The sequence below is a fragment of the Curtobacterium sp. MCBA15_008 genome (genome assembly GCF_001865065.1).
Taxonomy (GTDB): domain Bacteria; phylum Actinomycetota; class Actinomycetes; order Actinomycetales; family Microbacteriaceae; genus Curtobacterium.
The window spans coordinates 184,883-200,140 of sequence record NZ_MJGN01000034.1 but is presented as its reverse complement, the minus strand read 5'-3'; the positions used below and the strand labels follow the sequence as shown (position 1 = coordinate 200,140).

The window sequence follows — 15,258 nt, the reverse complement described above, 5'->3', positions numbered from 1 at the left end:
CGCGGTGTAACGCCCAAGAAGTCACCAACAAGCGATGCCGCCCAGACGCTAGCCCCGCTAACCTCCGGCTATGGAGAAAAACGACCCGTTCCTCGACGAAGTCGAGCAGACGTTCCGCGACAACCTCGAAGTCGAAGAAGGGGAGTACGACGAAGAAGGTCAACAGGGCTTGCTTGACATCATCCAGAATCAGGACCCGGATCGGTACGACCGCATCTCTGACGAGTTCTCCCTTGAGAAGCTTTTCCCGCCCGAAGGTTAGATCGTCGGTTGAGGCGCCTGAAGCGACGCGGGGGCCGATCTCCGATGCGGCTAGTCTTCATTTTGCTGCGGTGAACGAAAGGAGGAAGATCGATGCCAACGGGACCAGCCCATCAGAAGGTGAACGAGACTGACGACACGTCCGAACAGTGCCGGTGCATGATCGGCACCGATCATCTGGTCGGTGATGACACACCGTTGAGTGAAGAGCTCAGTCCCTGGGACGCGGAGGACATCTGGCTCTCTAGCGGCATGGACGAGGACTAGGGAATGCTGCAGGTTTGGTTGACTCCTGACAGGTAGGGGCGTTGGCTCCTGCTGGAAGGATGTGCGCCATGGTGAAGGCGTATCCGGAAGAGTTCCGCCGTGATGTGATCGCGGTCGCCCGGAAGGGCGAGACGTCGGTGCGGCAGGTCGCGAAGGACTTTGGTGTGTCCGAGTCCTGCCTGGCCCGCTGGTTGCGGCTCGCGGACCGCGATGACGGCATCAGTGTTGCAGCGGTGCCGTCGGCGAAAGCGGTGGAGCAGGCGGAGCTGCGGGACGCCCAAAAGCGGATCCGGCTGCTTGAGCAGGAGAACGAGATCCTCCGCCGGGCGGCGGCGTACTTCGCTCAGTCGCAACTCCCAAAATGATCTACCCGCTGGTCCTCGAACTCGCCGACGATCGGATCCCGGTCGCGGTGGCCTGCCGGGTGTTGGGTTTTTCGAAGCAGGCCTTCTATCGGTGGCGTGCCGATCCGGTGACCGATCGCGACTGGGCGGACGCGCACCTGACCAACGCAGCGATCGATGCGCACCGCGTCGATCCGACGTTCGGATACCGGTTCATCGCCGATGACCTTCATGCTGCCGGCCACCGAGCATCGGAACGGCGGGTGTGGCGGCTGTGCTCGCAACAGCGGCTCTGGTCGTTGCATGCGAAGAAGCGCGGCCTGAATCGCAAGGCCGGGCCGCCGGTGCACGACGACCGGGTCCGGCGTGCGTTCACGGCACCAGATCTCGACAAGCTCTGGCTGACGGACATCATTGAGCACCCGACCGGTGAGGGCAAGCTCTACCTCTGCGCGATCAAGGACGCGTGCTCGCGGCGCATCGTCGGCTATTCGATCAGTGACCGGATGCGGTCCTCGCTTGCCGTCGCGGCTCTGCAGATGGCGATCTCCCGCCGGAGCCCGTCAGGGACGGTCGTCCATTCGGATCGGGGCAGCCAGTTTCGTTCGAAGAAGTTCGTCCGGGCGCTATCGGACGCCGGGCTGCTCGGATCGATGGGGCGGGTCGGCGCGTGCGCGGACAACGCGGCGATGGAATCGTTCTTCGCGCTCCTGCAGAAGAACGTCCTCAACCGGAGACGCTGGGCGACCCGGGAAGAGCTCCGGCTCGCGATCATCACCTGGATCGAAACGACCTACCACCGGAAACGGCGGCAACGTGGTCTGGGGAAGTTGACCCCGATCGAGTACGAGACGATCATCAACCCACAGGTCGCACTCATGGCCTAATCGAACGAGTCAACCAAACCTGCAGCAGTCCCGGCGGCCGGGTCGATCGATGTCGTCATGTGGTCCTCCACCAAAAGCGTAGTTGGACCAACTGACGGGGCGCGCACGGAGGCAGGACGCGAGAACGCCCGCCACCGGGTCGGTGACGGGCGTACGACGCGGTGTTGTGGGTGGACTCACTACTTGTCGCCGAATCCGCTCACGACTGCCGGCAACGGCGCGCGCGTCAATCGGTTGGACCGAACATCTTGTCGCCGTTTCGGAGGCGGTTTCGTTAGACGATCGGCGATCGGCGATCGTTAGGTCCCGGCCTCGACAGCGGGCGGCAGCAGCGATACGTCGATCAGGACCTTGCCCACGGTGGCTGCCTCCACCGCGTCGTGCGCTGCCGCTGTCAGCTCGAGCGGGAAGCGCGTGATGGGGAGTCCAGCGCCCGCGCCGATCGTCAGCGCTTCGTCCCGCAATGCGGCAGTGAGGTCCGACGCGGCCGAATCGAGCACCCCAGCGTTGAGCGTGTAGAGCAGCACGAACTGGTAGCGAGCATTGAGACTCGTATTTGCTCGGATGGACAGGACCGCCTCGTCGCCGCCGTTTGTCGCGTAAATCGACACCACGCCGTGGTTTTTGAGAACCCGCTCGAGGAGCGTTGAGTTCTGTGCGATCGACACCTCGACCACGATGTCGACACCGTCGGGAGCGACCCTGCGAACCTGCTCCACTGCATCGTCGGCGCGGTAGTCGACGGCGTGGTGAGCACCGGCTGCGATGGCGAGTGCCGCCTTCTCAGCTGAGCTGACTGTGGCGATCACCGTCGCTCCTGCCCATCGAGCGAGCTGGATGGCCGCGTGCCCGACCGCGCCGGCACCTCCGGCGACCAGGACGGTCATCCCAGCCAGTACACCCGGGCCGAGACGATCCGGGCCTCGTTCGTGCGTCGTCAGCGCACGGTGGGCCGTCATTGCCGGGACGCCGAGGGAAGCGCCGAGGTCGAAGGAAGCAGCCGCGGGAAGCCGGACGGCTCGCGTCGCGGGCACCACCGTGTACTCCTGGGCGGTACCGGTGGGCCGGTTGGCCGTGGACATGTAGAGCCAGACCCGGTCGCCGACGACGAGGCCCTCGACGCCGGCACCGACCGCATCGACGATCCCGGCCCCGTCCTGGTTCGGAGTCACTTCGGGGAACGGCAACTTCGCGCCGGGACCGCCGGCCCGTGCCCTCCAGTCGGTCGGGTTCACACCGGAAACGACGACGCGGACGCGGACTTCACCGAGCCCCGGTTCCGGCACTGGACGGTCGACCAGGGTCATGACCCCGCTGGCGCCGTGTCGGGCGTAGACGATCGATCGCATGGCTGCTCCTCTGTCCGGCTCAATCAGTGCGGCTGCGGCGGCTGCCAGTCCATCGCGTCGAGCCACCCGCGGAAGCTGAGCACGTCAGGATCGAGCGCACGCGTCCGATCGAAGTCGGCCTGGTACGCCGGCAGCTCCGAGAACCACCTGAACATCGCCGCGGCGTCGCTCTCGGCACCGACCGCTTCGAGCGGCAAGGCGTCGTACCGTGCGGGGAGGCCGGTGCGCTCGTGCAGTGCCCGCGCGATCTGCGACCCGGTGAGCTCATCGCCCGCGATCTCGAGTTCACCACCGGGGAGGCCACCGTCCACGAGCGCGCGCGCCGCAACTATGCCGATGTCGCGCGCGGCGATCATCTGGACGGGGATCCCGTCAGGATAGGGCTTCCGCACGACGATGGTCCCGGCCTCGACGGAGATGCCACGTGACAGGAAGTTCTCCATGAAAAACACCGGGCGGACGAACGTCGTCGGGATGTCCTGCCGCTGCAGGTACTCTTCCACGCGTCGTTTCGACTCGAAGTGCGGCACACCGGAGTCTCGATCCGCGCCGCCGACCGAGCTGAAGACCACGTGCGGAACTCCGGCGGCCACCGCCGCAGTGGCGAGGGCGACTCCCTGAGCTGTCTCACCCTCGACGCCGTCAGGACCGGCCGGGGTCGTCATGAAGAAGAACCCGGCGACGTCCTGCAGTGCGGCGACGACCGACTCCGGCTCGGTGGCGTCCGCGGGCCGCACCTCGACGCCGCGGGCCGCCAGAGCCTGCGCACGCTGCGAGGTCGCATTGCGGACCAGGGCTCGCACGCTCCTGCCCTCGTCCAGGAGCGCGTCGATGACCGCTCCCCCTTGGCTGCCGGTCGCGCCGAACACTGCGAACGGCTTCGTTGTGTCGATGTTCATGGTCGTCCTCCTCTGAACGTGTAGCGTCAAGAACGTTAGTCGGCTTACGAAAATTCCGGGAGGACCTGTGCGATCCATCGATCCGAGCGTCAGCACGCTGATCGCCCTGCTGGCCCGTCGTCACCGAGCCCTTGCGGCCGATCTGATCAGACCGCTCGGACTCGTACCGGGTCAGGAGTCGGTGCTCACGCTGCTCGCAGTGATCGAGCCGAGGAGCCAGGCGGAACTTGGTCGCGAGCTCGGCGTCGAGCGCCCGACTATCGCGAAGATGATCGGCCGGATGGAGCGCTCCGGGCTGGTGGTCCGCGGGCCCGCAGCGCACGACCGGCGGCTGGTGATGGTCAGCCGGAGTCACCGTGGTCGCACGGTGCAGGGCGAGCTCGAGCGTGTCTGGGAACGTCTCGACGAGGTCACCCTCGCGGAGTTCGACGAGGGCGAGAGCCGTGCAGCCCTCGATCTCCTCGGCCGGCTCGTGCGCAACGTGGACGGGGCGCGTGCCGACGAGGTCCGTCGACGGTCTGACCAGCGGTGACCGTCTCGGGCAACTGCGGAGATCAGCGGATGCCATCGGCGATGTCCAGAAGGAGGCTGGAGAGTTTCTCCAGGACGGGAACCACGTCGGCGAGGTCGTACTCCGAAGCCAGCGTCATCGGATCGCGGTAGACGATCTCACTGCCACCCGTGGGAAGCGCTCGGACGAGCATCCGCATGGGAAGGTCATACCCGATCCGGGGATCGGCGAGCATGAGTGCTGTGCCTACGGCCGGATTCCCGAAGACGATCACCGTTTCAAAGAGCATCGTCAGGCCCGCTGTTCGCGCCGCCGCCGCGTGGTCGATGACACCGAAGACTTGGAGGTGGCGGGTGCGTAGGTTCATGCGCAGTCGACCGACGACCGCTCTTGCGGTCAAGGACGATGTGATTTTCGCGAGAGGGTGACCTTCACTCCTGTCCACGTCGACTCCCCTCGTGGATCGACGGGCCAGGGAGACGTGCAACGAGGGTCGTCCCGTCGCCGATGGGGCTGGAGATCCGCAGCGACCCGCCGACGGCTTCGAGCCGGTCGATCAGTCCCGTCAGCCCGGAACCGTGCGCGCAATCCGCTCCGCCTACGCCGTCGTCCTGCGCGATGATGATCACACCCACCTGGTCCTGTCGCACGCGGATGGTGATGAGCGACGCACGGCTGTGCTTGATCGCGTTCGTGATCGCCTCGGAGACCACGAAGTACGCTGCGCCTTCCAGGAACGGTTCGAGTCGCGGGAAGTCGCTGTCGATGTTGAGCTCGACCGGGAAACCCGCACGGCGGGCAAGGGATCGCAGTGCCGGCTCCAAGCCGCCCTCGGAGAGGATCGATGGATGGATGCCGCGGGAGATGTCCCGAAGTTGTTCGATGGCATCCGACAGTCGGCGGTCGAGCGCCACGAGGGCTTCACGTGGGTCTTCGCCGGTCCGTACGAGATCGGCGGCGAGACTCGCGGCCATCTTGGCGGCGATGAGCCGTTGTTGGACGCCGTCGTGCAGATCACGTTCGATCCGCTGGCGGGTGGAGTCGGCTGCGTGGACGAGGCGCACCCGTGAGTCGAGCAACGCTTGGCGGGCGACGAGGTTCCCGATCAGGCTCGACACCAGCCCGGCGTACTTCGCGAGGTGCTGCTCGGTGTCCGGCGGGAGTGGGGCATCGCTCGAACCGACGGCGAACGCACCCCACAGCTGTCCGTTCACCCTGATCGGGACGCCGACGGCGCTCTTCATCCCAGCGCTGGTGAGGAGCTTTGCCACCGGTCCGCTGGCGGACGGGTAGTCGTCGACGCGTGACGGGACGCCGGTCGCCCAGATCCGTCCCGTCACACTGGTGCCCCTCGCCGGCAGTCGCGTGCCGGTGGGAAGCGTGCCGGACAGAGGCCCCCAGCCGGCGAAGAAGGTCGCGGTGCCGTCGGTCTCGTACCGGAGGAGCTTCGCGCCTTGCACACCGCTGAGGATGCCGACCTCCCGGACGACGATGTCGAAGACCTCGTCGGGGTCCGTCGAAGCTGCGACCTTCTCCGCGACGTAGCGCAGCGAGTCCTGTTCGAGGACGAGCCGATCGACCTCCTCCACCGTGCGGCCGTTGACGACCGCAGCCGCGATGACACCGCCGAACGCTGCGAGGCGATCCTCGGTGAACGCGGACGGCTGCACGGTGCCGTCACCGGAAGCAATCACCGAGCCCCAGAGCTTCCCCCTGGCGCGGAGCGGGACACCGAGGTGCCACCGGCCACCGCCGATCTTCCACACGGGTCCGTCGGTCATGCACTCGACCGGCTCACGATCGAGAGCGGTCCGCCGAACGCCGGGGTGCGCAACCCACTCCGCCTGCACCGTGGACCCAGCTTCGGAGCTTTCAAGGACGACGATGCTGTCCGCATTCATGGCGGCGCCGGCCAAACGGGCAAGAGCGTCTCTCGCCTGTGGCGGGAGCGCCGAGCCGGTGACCTCTTCGAGAGCGTCTTTGAGCGCACGGAACCCTGCGTGAAGCTCTTGACGATTCGGTTCAGGCGGCTGGATGTCGGGCACGTGATCCTCGGCAGCGGAGAATTGGTTCGAAACGGCGCTGGGTTGGGACGAGGATAGGCGGGCGCAGGGGTTCAAGCACCCGGCGGGGAACCTTTCGACTCGCAGACCGTTGTCGTCAGGACGGGGATGTGGGTCGCTGATCGGGTACAGAACCGACCTCCAAGAACTTCAGGACGGCGACGACCCTGCGATGAGCCGATCCGTCGCCGTCGGTGACGCCGAGCTTGCCGAGGATGCGATGCACGTACTTCTCAACTGATGCTTCGGTGATGGTGAGGTCAGCCGCGATCCCGGCGTTGGACCGTCCGGCTGCCATCAGTTCAAGCGTTTCACTCTCCCTCGGGGTGAGGTCCTGCAGGGGCGCGGCAGCACGCCGTGCAGTCAGCAGCTCCCGGACGAGGATCGGGTCGACGACGCTCTCGCCGGAGAGGAGACGATGCAGGGCGGTCGTCAGTTCGTCGACGGTGGCGATGCGTTGCTTCAGCAGGTACCCGATGCGGGTGTGCTCGCTCAGGAGCTTCAGCGCGTGGGGTACCTCGAGGTGGGACGTCAGGACCAGGACCGCGACCTCGGGATGGGTTGCTCGTATCCTCGCGGCCGCCTCCAGGCCTTCCGTCGTGTGCGTGGGTGGCATGCGGATGTCGACGATGGCGAGATCGCACGGAACGGAGTCGACTAGATCGAGGAGCTCGACGGCGTCAGCGGCGCTTCCTGCGACCTCGTACCCGGTTCGACCCAGCAGCAGTCCGAGCCCTTCGCGGACGAGGACCTCGTCGTCGGCGACGATGATGCGCGGGTGTTCGGGCGGCGAAACGTGATGGGTGCGCATTCTCATCAGTGTGCTGTCGCCGTTTCCGTGCAGCAACGGGCCGACGGGTGCTGACACGGCAGCGTGACACGCAGCCGTCCCGAATTGGTCAACATCGGTGACTATCGTGGTCGCATGGACCTCGATCTCCCCCAGGCCGCTGGGCAGTTCTTCCTCCTGCTCCAAGCTGATCTCTTCGCCCGGATCAAGGCGGCGGGCTTCGATGACGTCCGTCCGCGACACGGTGCCGTCCTGGCATACATCGGTGCTGACGGACGCCGCGTGTCGGAGATCGCTGAGCTGTCCGGGCAGCACAAGCAGGTGGTGAGTGTCGTCGCCGACGAGCTCGAGGAACTCGGCTACGTCGAACGGCGGCCCGACCCGTCGGACGGACGGGCGAAGTTGCTCGTCCCGACCGCCAGGGGTGAAGCGCAGATCCGCGCTGCCCGCGAGATCATCCGAACGATCGAGCAGGAGATCGGGAGCGCCATCGGCGGGCACCGCCTCGAGTCGATGAAGGCGTCTATCGCCGACGCCCTCGAGGTGCTGCGCACCGAACGGTAGGGGATCGCTCACGAGCAGACCCTCACACTCGCACGACGGAGAGCCGCCGACTTCTGATGACGAGTCGAACGGACGCCGCCACGACGGCGCCGGTCAACGCTGTTGCCATGAGCGCGACCGCCCACTGCCACACGGCCGCCGCGATGACCGAATCGTGAACGACGAACTGGACTGCGTACCGTGCACTCGCCGTGGCGGTGAACGTCAGCGCCCAGAACCCGAGGGTGAAGGGGATTCGGCGGTAGACCGGGATGAGAGCGACCTGGAAGGCGATGAGGAATAGGAACGTCCCGAACAGGATGCGCTGGACGGTGTCGATGTGCGATCCCTCGCCGTCCGAGGTGATGGCAAACCAGGCGTTCCCCATCACGGCCGGTGGTGCCGAGAAGATGGCCAGCGTCGGCATGATCGCGGCCGGAGCCTGCGGGCGGAACGCGAGCCGGTGCAGGGTGATCGCGCCGAGGAGGAGCCAGAACAGCAGACCGGTGCCGAGTGCTCCGATCGCGAGGTGCTGGAACCCGACGACGGCGAGTGATTGTGCGCTGATGACGCCGCCGGCGACCGTGGGCAGGAAGTAGCCGCTGTGCAGCTGGTCGATCTCGTGGGCGCCGGTCGCGAGGTTCGCGATGAACCACGCTGCGAACGCGAATGAGATCGTTGCCGTCACGAGCACCCAGACCTGGCCGACTGCGGGGAGGTCTGCGTGGATCCGCTCGCCGATCAATGTCGCGACGATGCTGGTCAGCGCAGCAAAGGGGCCGAGCACCGGATGGCGGAGGTCGGCACGGACGGTGCGCAGCGTCCGCGCGCCGAGGAGGTACCGGACCATCGTCACGAGCCACGCTGCGACCGCGACCACCCAGAGGGCGTCGGAGACCAGGACGGGCGCGTCGGCCGCACTGCTCATGGCGGACCAGAGGCCGGCGAGGCCGGTCAGACCGAACGGGATCCCGAAGAGGTTGAGCGGGATGGGTGGACGAGAGAAGCGCATGATCAGGGCGTCCGGTCGGTCACGGGATCCGGGCGGCGCTGCCGGCGGCAGCTCGTGCTCGGCGGACTTGTTCACCCCGAGCGGTGTCCGGGAAGTTCGCGATCAGCTCCCGGAGCTCGTGCGCGGCGGTGTTGGCGCCGAACGCATCGCTTCCCGGTTCGAGGGCCACCCCGGCGGCGAGTGGTCCGATCGGCAGCGGATCGAAGCCGATGGCGTCGATGAACCGTGCGACCATCCCGCCGTCGATGGCGTCGTCGGCCGCGATGGCGATCGCCGTCCGCCCGGGTGCACCTGCGGGCTTCGGGCCCTCGTCGAGGTCGTGGTAGCCGATGTGGTTGAAGGCCTTCACGACTCGGGAATCCGGGAGGAACGCTTGGACCTGTTCGCTCGTCGATGTCAGCGGGTCGGTGAGGTCATCGCGGAGGCCGTCGACTTCCCACCAGTAGTTCATCGCGTCGATGACGACCTTGCCCCGGAGCGGTTGCACCGGGATCGTCCGGTACTTCCCGAGTGGGAGCGCGAGGATAACCAATTCGCCCGTTCGCGCAGCGACGTCGGCCGTGACCGGTTGCGCGCCCGGCGCGAGGACGGAGACGGTGAGGGCGATGGCGTCCGGTTCTCCGGACCCGGCGATGAAGGTGCGGTATCCGGCCTCGACCGCGAGTCGCGCCAGGATGGTTCCCACTTTGCCGGCTCCGAGGATGCCGATCGTTGGACGCCCGTTCATGCGCGTACCGCGTCCACGAGGTCCCGGACCATCGGGATGACCTGGCTCGCGTACAGTTCGACGGATCGCATCCGTGCCTGCATCGGCTGTGGGCCGCTGGAGTACACCAGGTCGAATCGGTCCACGTCGAGCGCGCGGACAGCACGAGCGATCTTCGCGGCGACGGTCTCGGGCGAGCCGACGTAGAGGGATCCGTGTTCGAGCTCGTGCTCGAAGTCCGAGTACGTCACCGGAGGCCAGCCGCGGGATGCACCGATGCGGTCGCGCATCACCTTGAACGCCGGAAAGTACGTCGACCGAGCCTCCTCGTCGGTCTCCGCGACGAACCCGGGCGAGTGCATCCCGACCGACTGCGGTTCCGCGTCGAGCTGCTCGCCGGCTCGTCGGTACAGGTCCACGTAGGGGCGGAACCGCTCCGGTGCCCCGCCGATGATCGCGAGCATGAGGGGAAATCCGTACTGGGCAGCTCGCACGACGGACTGCGGTGAGCCTCCGACACCGACCCAGGTGCGCAGCCGTCCGGACTCGGTCTTCGGGAACACGTCCGCTTCCGAGAGCGACGCCCGGGTCGTCCCCGACCAGGTGACGGGTTGCTCGGTCAGGAGCTGACTGAACAGGTCGATCTTCTCCTCGAACAGGACGTCGTAGTCCTGGAGGTCGTACCCGAACAGCGGGAACGACTCCGTGAACGATCCTCGGCCGAGGATGACCTCCGCTCGCCCTTCGGAAAGAGCGTCGAGCGTCGCGAAACGTTCGAACACCCGGACGGGATCATCGGAGCTCAGGACGGTGACACCGGAACCGAGTCGGATCCGCTTCGTACGCGTCGCCAGGCCGGCGAGGACCGTCTCGGGGCTCGAGATCGAGAACTCCATCCGGTGGTGCTCACCGAGCGCGATCGCGTCGACGCCGAGCTCGTCCGCCACCACGCCCTCCTCTACGACGTGCCGGATCGCGGCGGCATGCGAGACAGGTCGTCCCGCAGCGTCCAGCGGGACGTCCCCGAACGTGTCGAGGCCGAACTGCAGGTCGGTCATGGTGTTCCTTCCGTGAGGTCATGCGTGGACACGCAACTAGTCAATGTTCGTGACTAAAGTAGTCATGATTCTTGACCAAAACAAGGAGCAGGTCGTCAGCCCGGCAGCGACCTCGACGGGATCGCTGCTCGGCGGAGACAGGATCAGAGAACGGCTGGTCCGCTGTCTGGGAAGTCGGTGCTGGCTCCGATTTCCTGGCCGGAAGCGAACTCAGCGCCGAACGCGTCGAGTTTCGCGCGGATGCGTCGCTGAGCATCAGTGCCGAGGACGAGCCAGTGACGGTCGGGGTCGGACTGCACGGTGTCGTAGATCACCGTCGCTGCGTGTGCGGGGTCACCCGGGAACATCTCCGGTGTCAGCGATCCGAGCATCCCGCGGAAGGCGCCGCCGGTCGCCGCGTAGTCGGCGATCGGTTCACCGGATGCATGCGTGCGCGCTTCGATGCCCGTGCGGAACGAGCCGGGCTCGACGAGGAGCGCTCGCAGTCCAATGGGCTGCAGTTCCTGCCAGAGCGCTTCGGTCAGGCCTTCCAGGGCGAACTTCGTCGCAGAGTAGATCCCGTTCCCCGGCAGGCTGGCGATTCCGTCCATGGAGGACACGTTGACGATGGTCCCGCGGCGGCGAGCACGCATTCCGGGCAGGACGGCACGGGTGAGGTCGAGGGCTCCGAAGACGTTGACTTCGAACTGGCGCCGGATGTCCTCGTCGGTCTGCTCCTCGATCGCGCCGACGGAGTCCACGGCAGCGTTGTTCACGAGGACGTCGATCCCGCCGAACTGGTCGGCTGTCGTGAGTGCCGCTTTCCGCTGGTCGGCGCGGGTGACGTCGAGGTCCTGCGCGACGGCCGTACTGGGGTAGCGGCTGGCGAGGTCACTGAGGGCACTGGCGTCGTGTCCGGTGATGATGGCGTTGTCGCCGCGGGCGAGAACTTCCTCGGCGAGTGCGCGGCCGAGGCCGGTCGCTGCTCCGGTGATGAGCCAGGTGGTCATGATCATTTCCTTCTTCTGGTGGCGGTTCAGCGGGTGGGGGTGTTCGCGGTGCTCGTCAGGTCGCGCGCTCGACGTGGTCTGCGTGCGGCCAGCAGCATCGCGACGGCGACGACGATGGCGAGTGCGTAGAAACCGGCTGCCACGTGGAAGACCGACTGAAACGCGAGGACCTGCGCACTGACGGTCGGGCGCACGCCCGCGACCGAGACGAAGATCCCGGCGAGGATCGCCAGCCCGACGGAACCGCCGAGCTGGTGCGCGGTGTTCACCAAGCCGGAGCCGGCTCCCGCCTGATCGCTCGGCACGTTGTCCATCCCGGACTGTGTCAGGAGGATGATCGCAATGCCCTGTCCGATGCCGAGCACCAGGAGCGGCAGGACGATGCCCGGGAAGAAGGGGGTTCCGGCGCCGGCCGTGGCCAACCACAGCATGCCGATCAGTGCGATGACGAGCGAGGCGACCAGGAGCCGCTCCCGACCCAGCGTGCGGGTGAGCGGACGGACGACGTACACCGTTGCGAAGAACATGCCGGTGAGGGGGATGTAACTCAATCCCGCGGCCAGGGCAGTGAAGCCGAGGACGTTCTGCAGGTACTGGCTGAGGAAGTAGAACGTCGAGAACATCGCGCCGACGATCAGGATCCGGGCGATGTAGGCGCCGGAGCGGGTGGCGCTCGCGAAGAGACCCATGGGGACGATCGGCTCGGTGGTGCGGCGCTCGACCAGCACGAAGGTGGCGAAGAGGGCTGCGGCCAGGGCGATCGACACGATGACGATCGGGGAAGACCAGCCCGCAGCGCTGGCTTCGATGAGTCCGTAGACAAGGGCGGTCATGCCGACGGTGATCGAGAGTGCTCCACCGAGGTCGAAGCTGCCCTTCCGGCGCCCCGTCTCCTCGAGGAACCTGGGGGCGAGCAGCAGGACCACGAGCCCGATGGGGACGTTGATGAGCAGGCCCCAGCGCCACGACAGGAGATCGGTGAACACGCCGCCGATGATGATGCCGACGCTCGCGCCGGCGCCGATCACGGCGCTGTAGACGGCGATCGCGCGGCTTCGCTGTTCCGGTTCCGGGTACGCACCGACCAGGAGCGCGAGCGTGGACGGGATCGCGAACGCGGACGCAGCGCCTTGCAGGACGCGCGCGACGAGCAGGACCGGCGCTGAGGGTGCCAGCCCCGCGATGAGGGAGGCGACAGCGAAGACGGCGACACCGGCGATGAAGACCCGTCGACGACCGGCGAGGTCTCCGACACGTGCCCCGAGGAGCAGGAGACCGCCGAACGCAAGCACGTAGGTGTTCTGCACCCACGACAACGACGACGGCGAGAAGCCCAGATCGACTACGAGCCTGGGCAGTGCGGTGGTGATGATGGAGGTGTCCAACACCATCATCAGCTGCGCGCCCATGATGAGCGCGAGGACGACGCCGCGCCGCCAGGCGGGTGTCGATGATGCGGAACGCATCTGAACTCCTTAGTGTTAGTGGGGGGAACCCCCCAATTACTACCACAAACGGAGGGGTAACCCCACTTATTCCCTTGAGGAGGACTCTTGCCCGATCGGACCTTGCGCGCGGATGCCAGGCGGAACACGGAGCGCATCGTGGAGGCGGCAACGGCAGTCTTCGGCGAAGACGGTGCAGGAGCGTCCTTCGAGGAGATCGCTCGTCGCGCCGGCGTCGGCAGCGCCACGTTGTACCGTCGATTCCCGACCCGGAGCGCGCTGTTCGAGGCGGTGTACGAGGAGCAGGTCCAGCAACTGGTTGCCTCCCTTCCGGAGAACTTGACGCCGCAGGGCGCGCTCGAGGAGTGGTTCCGTCGGTTCGTGCGGTTCATCACCGGCAAGCGCGCGTTCGCCGAGGAGATGGCGCACGACACCGAACTCGTCCGGGAGGCCCGAGCTCGGATCTACGCGATCGCGGACCCACTGGTCCACGCCGGTCATGAAGGTGGTTTCGTGCAGCCCGACATCACGGCTGATGACGTCCTTCGGATGTTCAGTGGCGTGGGACTCGCCGACTACCCCCGCGCCGGGCAGCGGGATCGAGTCATCGAGATCTGCCTCAGGGGTCTTCGACCGTAGGAGCACGGCACGGTTCAGCGGACGCTGCCCGCCGCTTCCGAGATGAGATCGGCGACCTGCGCGGCTTCCGGGATGCCCACGGTGTGCGATCCGCCTCGGATCTCGACCGTGCGACGCGACCCCGCACGCTCCGCCATGTACCGGTGGCTTGCCACCGGTATGTTCTTGTCGTCCGAGCCGAAGAGGAACCACGACGGAATCTGCTTCCACGCCGGCGCTGTGGACGGCTCATTCAACGCCGCCTCCACGATCGGACGCTGCGTGACGGCCATCACCGAGGCGACGTCAGCAGGTGAGTCGGCGGCGAACTGCTCGTGGTACTTCTCCTGCTGGATGTAAAGGTCATTGCCGGCGTCGCCGAGCGGCACCGCGGTCAACGTGTCGCCGAGTGTCCCGCCTTCGTACCGGCCGGCGAGGTCGGCAGCGCTCTCACCAGAGTCGGGTGCGAACCCCCCGACATACACCAGGCCCCGTACTTGCGGATTGTCTGTTGCACCGTTGGTGATGACCGTGCCGCCGTACGAGTGCCCGACGAGCAGGATGTCGCCTGAGACGTCGGCCAACAGCGCGCGCAGGTACGCGGCGTCTGCGGCGACACCGCGGAGGGGGTTCGCCACCGCGATTACGGGGAAGCCCTGATCGAGCAGGATCCGGACGACACCGTTCCAACTCGACGCATCTGCGAACGCGCCGTGTACAAGGATCACGGTGGGATGGATGGGCGACGTGCTGGTGATGCTCATGAGGTGCTCCCGGGTCGGTCGATGAACGTGCTGCAACACTGACCGCTCGACGTGCGACCGACGATCCTGCCCCCGCGTCAACAGATTGTCCCGGTGGCTGGGCAGCGCCCCGGAACGAGTCTCCCTACGCTGACCATCGCCCCGGTCCAGACGGCGAAGCTCGCTGGCTGAGCCCGGGTGCGGAGTTCGTCGACGTGGAGGACGCCGCCGCGGACAGCGCCGGCTACAGGTCGGCCCGGCGTGGACCGGCCCCGATCCTGCATGGTGCGCCGGGTCTCCGCGAAGAGCTCGATATGGCCACCCAGCTCGTCTCCGAGTGGCTGAGCACCGGTGCCGCCCCGGAGACCGTGGCCGTGCTCGTCCGGGACGCCCGAGTCCGGGACGTCGTGTCCCGCGGGTTGCGGGACCGGGGCGTCCGGATGCGCGAGGTGGACAGCGGGGAGCTAGGGACCGGCCTGCCCGTCGTGATGACCATGCACCGCGCGAAGGGTACCGAATTCTTGAACGTGCTGCTCTTCGGTGTGAGCGCGTCCGCGCTGCCGAGCCGAGCCGTCCTGACTGGGCTCTCGGACGCTGAGCGCGACGACGCGCTACTGCGCGAGCGGTCCCTGCTCTACGTCGCTGCGACGCGCGCGCGCGACCAGCTTGCGTGCACCTGGAGCGGCCCTCAATCGCCGTTGGTACCGTCGCTGTCCTGATCGGACGAGAGCCCGGGGTGAACAAACGCGATCGTCGGCTGCTGAAGTGGATGC

The 15,258-nt window shown here is 66.9% G+C and carries 17 protein-coding genes; 6 read left to right on the top strand and 11 right to left on the bottom strand.

The features are described from left to right. The first annotated feature begins 70 nt into the window (after positions 1-70). Together BIU96_RS13890 and BIU96_RS13880 are read left to right on the top strand one after the other, a co-directional pair. Positions 71-262 carry a hypothetical protein gene (locus tag BIU96_RS13890; RefSeq protein WP_071293188.1) on the top strand — a complete coding sequence of 64 codons (192 nt, stop codon included), beginning with the start codon at positions 71-73 and terminating at the stop codon, positions 260-262. A gap of 334 nt (positions 263-596) precedes the next feature. Next, a protein-coding gene (locus tag BIU96_RS13880; RefSeq protein WP_139200046.1) for an IS3 family transposase occupies positions 597-1,759 on the top strand; the annotation gives its coding sequence in 2 pieces (ribosomal slippage) (positions 597-879 and positions 879-1,759; 1,164 coding nt in all). A gap of 299 nt (positions 1,760-2,058) precedes the next feature. Here the strand turns inward: BIU96_RS13880 and BIU96_RS13875 are convergent. After that, positions 2,059-3,108, bottom strand: coding sequence for an NADPH:quinone reductase (locus BIU96_RS13875; RefSeq protein WP_071293185.1), 1,050 nt, complete (start codon positions 3,106-3,108; stop codon positions 2,059-2,061). Positions 3,109-3,131: 23 nt separating this feature from the next. Continuing rightward, positions 3,132-4,007, bottom strand: coding sequence for an NmrA/HSCARG family protein (locus tag BIU96_RS13870; protein ID WP_071293184.1), 876 nt, complete (start codon positions 4,005-4,007; stop codon positions 3,132-3,134). 67 nt (positions 4,008-4,074) lie between these two features. On the opposite strand from BIU96_RS13870, the gene BIU96_RS13865 reads away from it, so the two are divergent. After that, positions 4,075-4,539: a MarR family winged helix-turn-helix transcriptional regulator gene (locus tag BIU96_RS13865; protein ID WP_071293183.1), complete on the top strand. Its 465-nt coding sequence runs from the start codon at positions 4,075-4,077 to the stop codon at positions 4,537-4,539. A gap of 22 nt (positions 4,540-4,561) precedes the next feature. On the opposite strand, the gene BIU96_RS13860 is transcribed toward BIU96_RS13865, so the two are convergent. The 3 genes from BIU96_RS13860 to BIU96_RS13850 form a co-directional block, all read right to left on the bottom strand. Then, complete coding sequence (locus BIU96_RS13860) at positions 4,562-4,885, bottom strand: DUF302 domain-containing protein (RefSeq protein ID WP_071293182.1); 324 nt, start codon at positions 4,883-4,885, stop codon at positions 4,562-4,564. 64 nt (positions 4,886-4,949) lie between these two features. Then, on the bottom strand, positions 4,950-6,563 hold the full coding sequence (locus tag BIU96_RS13855) for a GAF domain-containing sensor histidine kinase (protein ID WP_139200045.1): 1,614 nt from the start codon (positions 6,561-6,563) through the stop codon (positions 4,950-4,952). Between the two features lie 115 nt (positions 6,564-6,678). After that, on the bottom strand, positions 6,679-7,392 hold the full coding sequence (locus BIU96_RS13850; protein ID WP_071293295.1) for a response regulator transcription factor: 714 nt from the start codon (positions 7,390-7,392) through the stop codon (positions 6,679-6,681). A gap of 114 nt (positions 7,393-7,506) precedes the next feature. Here BIU96_RS13850 and BIU96_RS13845 point away from each other — a divergent pair, with 114 nt between their 5' ends. Further along, positions 7,507-7,935 carry a MarR family winged helix-turn-helix transcriptional regulator gene (locus BIU96_RS13845; protein ID WP_071293180.1) on the top strand — a complete coding sequence of 143 codons (429 nt, stop codon included), beginning with the start codon at positions 7,507-7,509 and terminating at the stop codon, positions 7,933-7,935. A 22-nt stretch (positions 7,936-7,957) separates the two neighbouring features. On the opposite strand, the gene BIU96_RS13840 is transcribed toward BIU96_RS13845, so the two are convergent. The 5 genes from BIU96_RS13840 to BIU96_RS13820 all read right to left on the bottom strand — a co-directional run bounded on the left by BIU96_RS13840 (position 7,958) and on the right by BIU96_RS13820 (position 13,145). Beyond that, positions 7,958-9,001, bottom strand: coding sequence for a hypothetical protein (locus BIU96_RS13840; protein WP_071293179.1), 1,044 nt, complete (start codon positions 8,999-9,001; stop codon positions 7,958-7,960). Further along, positions 8,946-9,653 (bottom strand): NADPH-dependent F420 reductase, encoded by a 708-nt coding sequence (locus BIU96_RS13835; protein ID WP_071293178.1) that lies wholly within the window; start codon positions 9,651-9,653, stop codon positions 8,946-8,948. The genes BIU96_RS13840 and BIU96_RS13835 overlap by 56 nt, the downstream gene beginning before the upstream one ends. After that, positions 9,650-10,690 (bottom strand): LLM class flavin-dependent oxidoreductase, encoded by a 1,041-nt coding sequence (locus BIU96_RS13830; RefSeq protein ID WP_071293177.1) that lies wholly within the window; start codon positions 10,688-10,690, stop codon positions 9,650-9,652. Before BIU96_RS13830 ends, BIU96_RS13835 begins: the two co-directional genes overlap by 4 nt. A gap of 143 nt (positions 10,691-10,833) precedes the next feature. Then, on the bottom strand, positions 10,834-11,679 hold the full coding sequence (locus BIU96_RS13825; protein ID WP_217642269.1) for an SDR family NAD(P)-dependent oxidoreductase: 846 nt from the start codon (positions 11,677-11,679) through the stop codon (positions 10,834-10,836). 26 nt (positions 11,680-11,705) lie between these two features. After that, entirely contained in the window at positions 11,706-13,145 is a 1,440-nt protein-coding gene (locus BIU96_RS13820; protein ID WP_083402917.1) for an MFS transporter, read from the bottom strand. Between the two features lie 87 nt (positions 13,146-13,232). Here BIU96_RS13820 and BIU96_RS13815 point away from each other — a divergent pair, with 87 nt between their 5' ends. Continuing rightward, positions 13,233-13,763 carry a TetR/AcrR family transcriptional regulator gene (locus BIU96_RS13815; RefSeq protein ID WP_071293175.1) on the top strand — a complete coding sequence of 177 codons (531 nt, stop codon included), beginning with the start codon at positions 13,233-13,235 and terminating at the stop codon, positions 13,761-13,763. Positions 13,764-13,777: 14 nt separating this feature from the next. Here the strand turns inward: BIU96_RS13815 and BIU96_RS13810 are convergent, their stop codons facing one another. Next, on the bottom strand, positions 13,778-14,506 hold the full coding sequence (locus BIU96_RS13810) for an alpha/beta fold hydrolase (RefSeq protein ID WP_071293174.1): 729 nt from the start codon (positions 14,504-14,506) through the stop codon (positions 13,778-13,780). Between the two features lie 293 nt (positions 14,507-14,799). On the opposite strand from BIU96_RS13810, the gene BIU96_RS13805 reads away from it, so the two are divergent. Continuing rightward, positions 14,800-15,204 carry a 3'-5' exonuclease gene (locus BIU96_RS13805; RefSeq protein WP_139200044.1) on the top strand — a complete coding sequence of 135 codons (405 nt, stop codon included), beginning with the start codon at positions 14,800-14,802 and terminating at the stop codon, positions 15,202-15,204. Positions 15,205-15,258 lie beyond the last annotated feature (54 nt).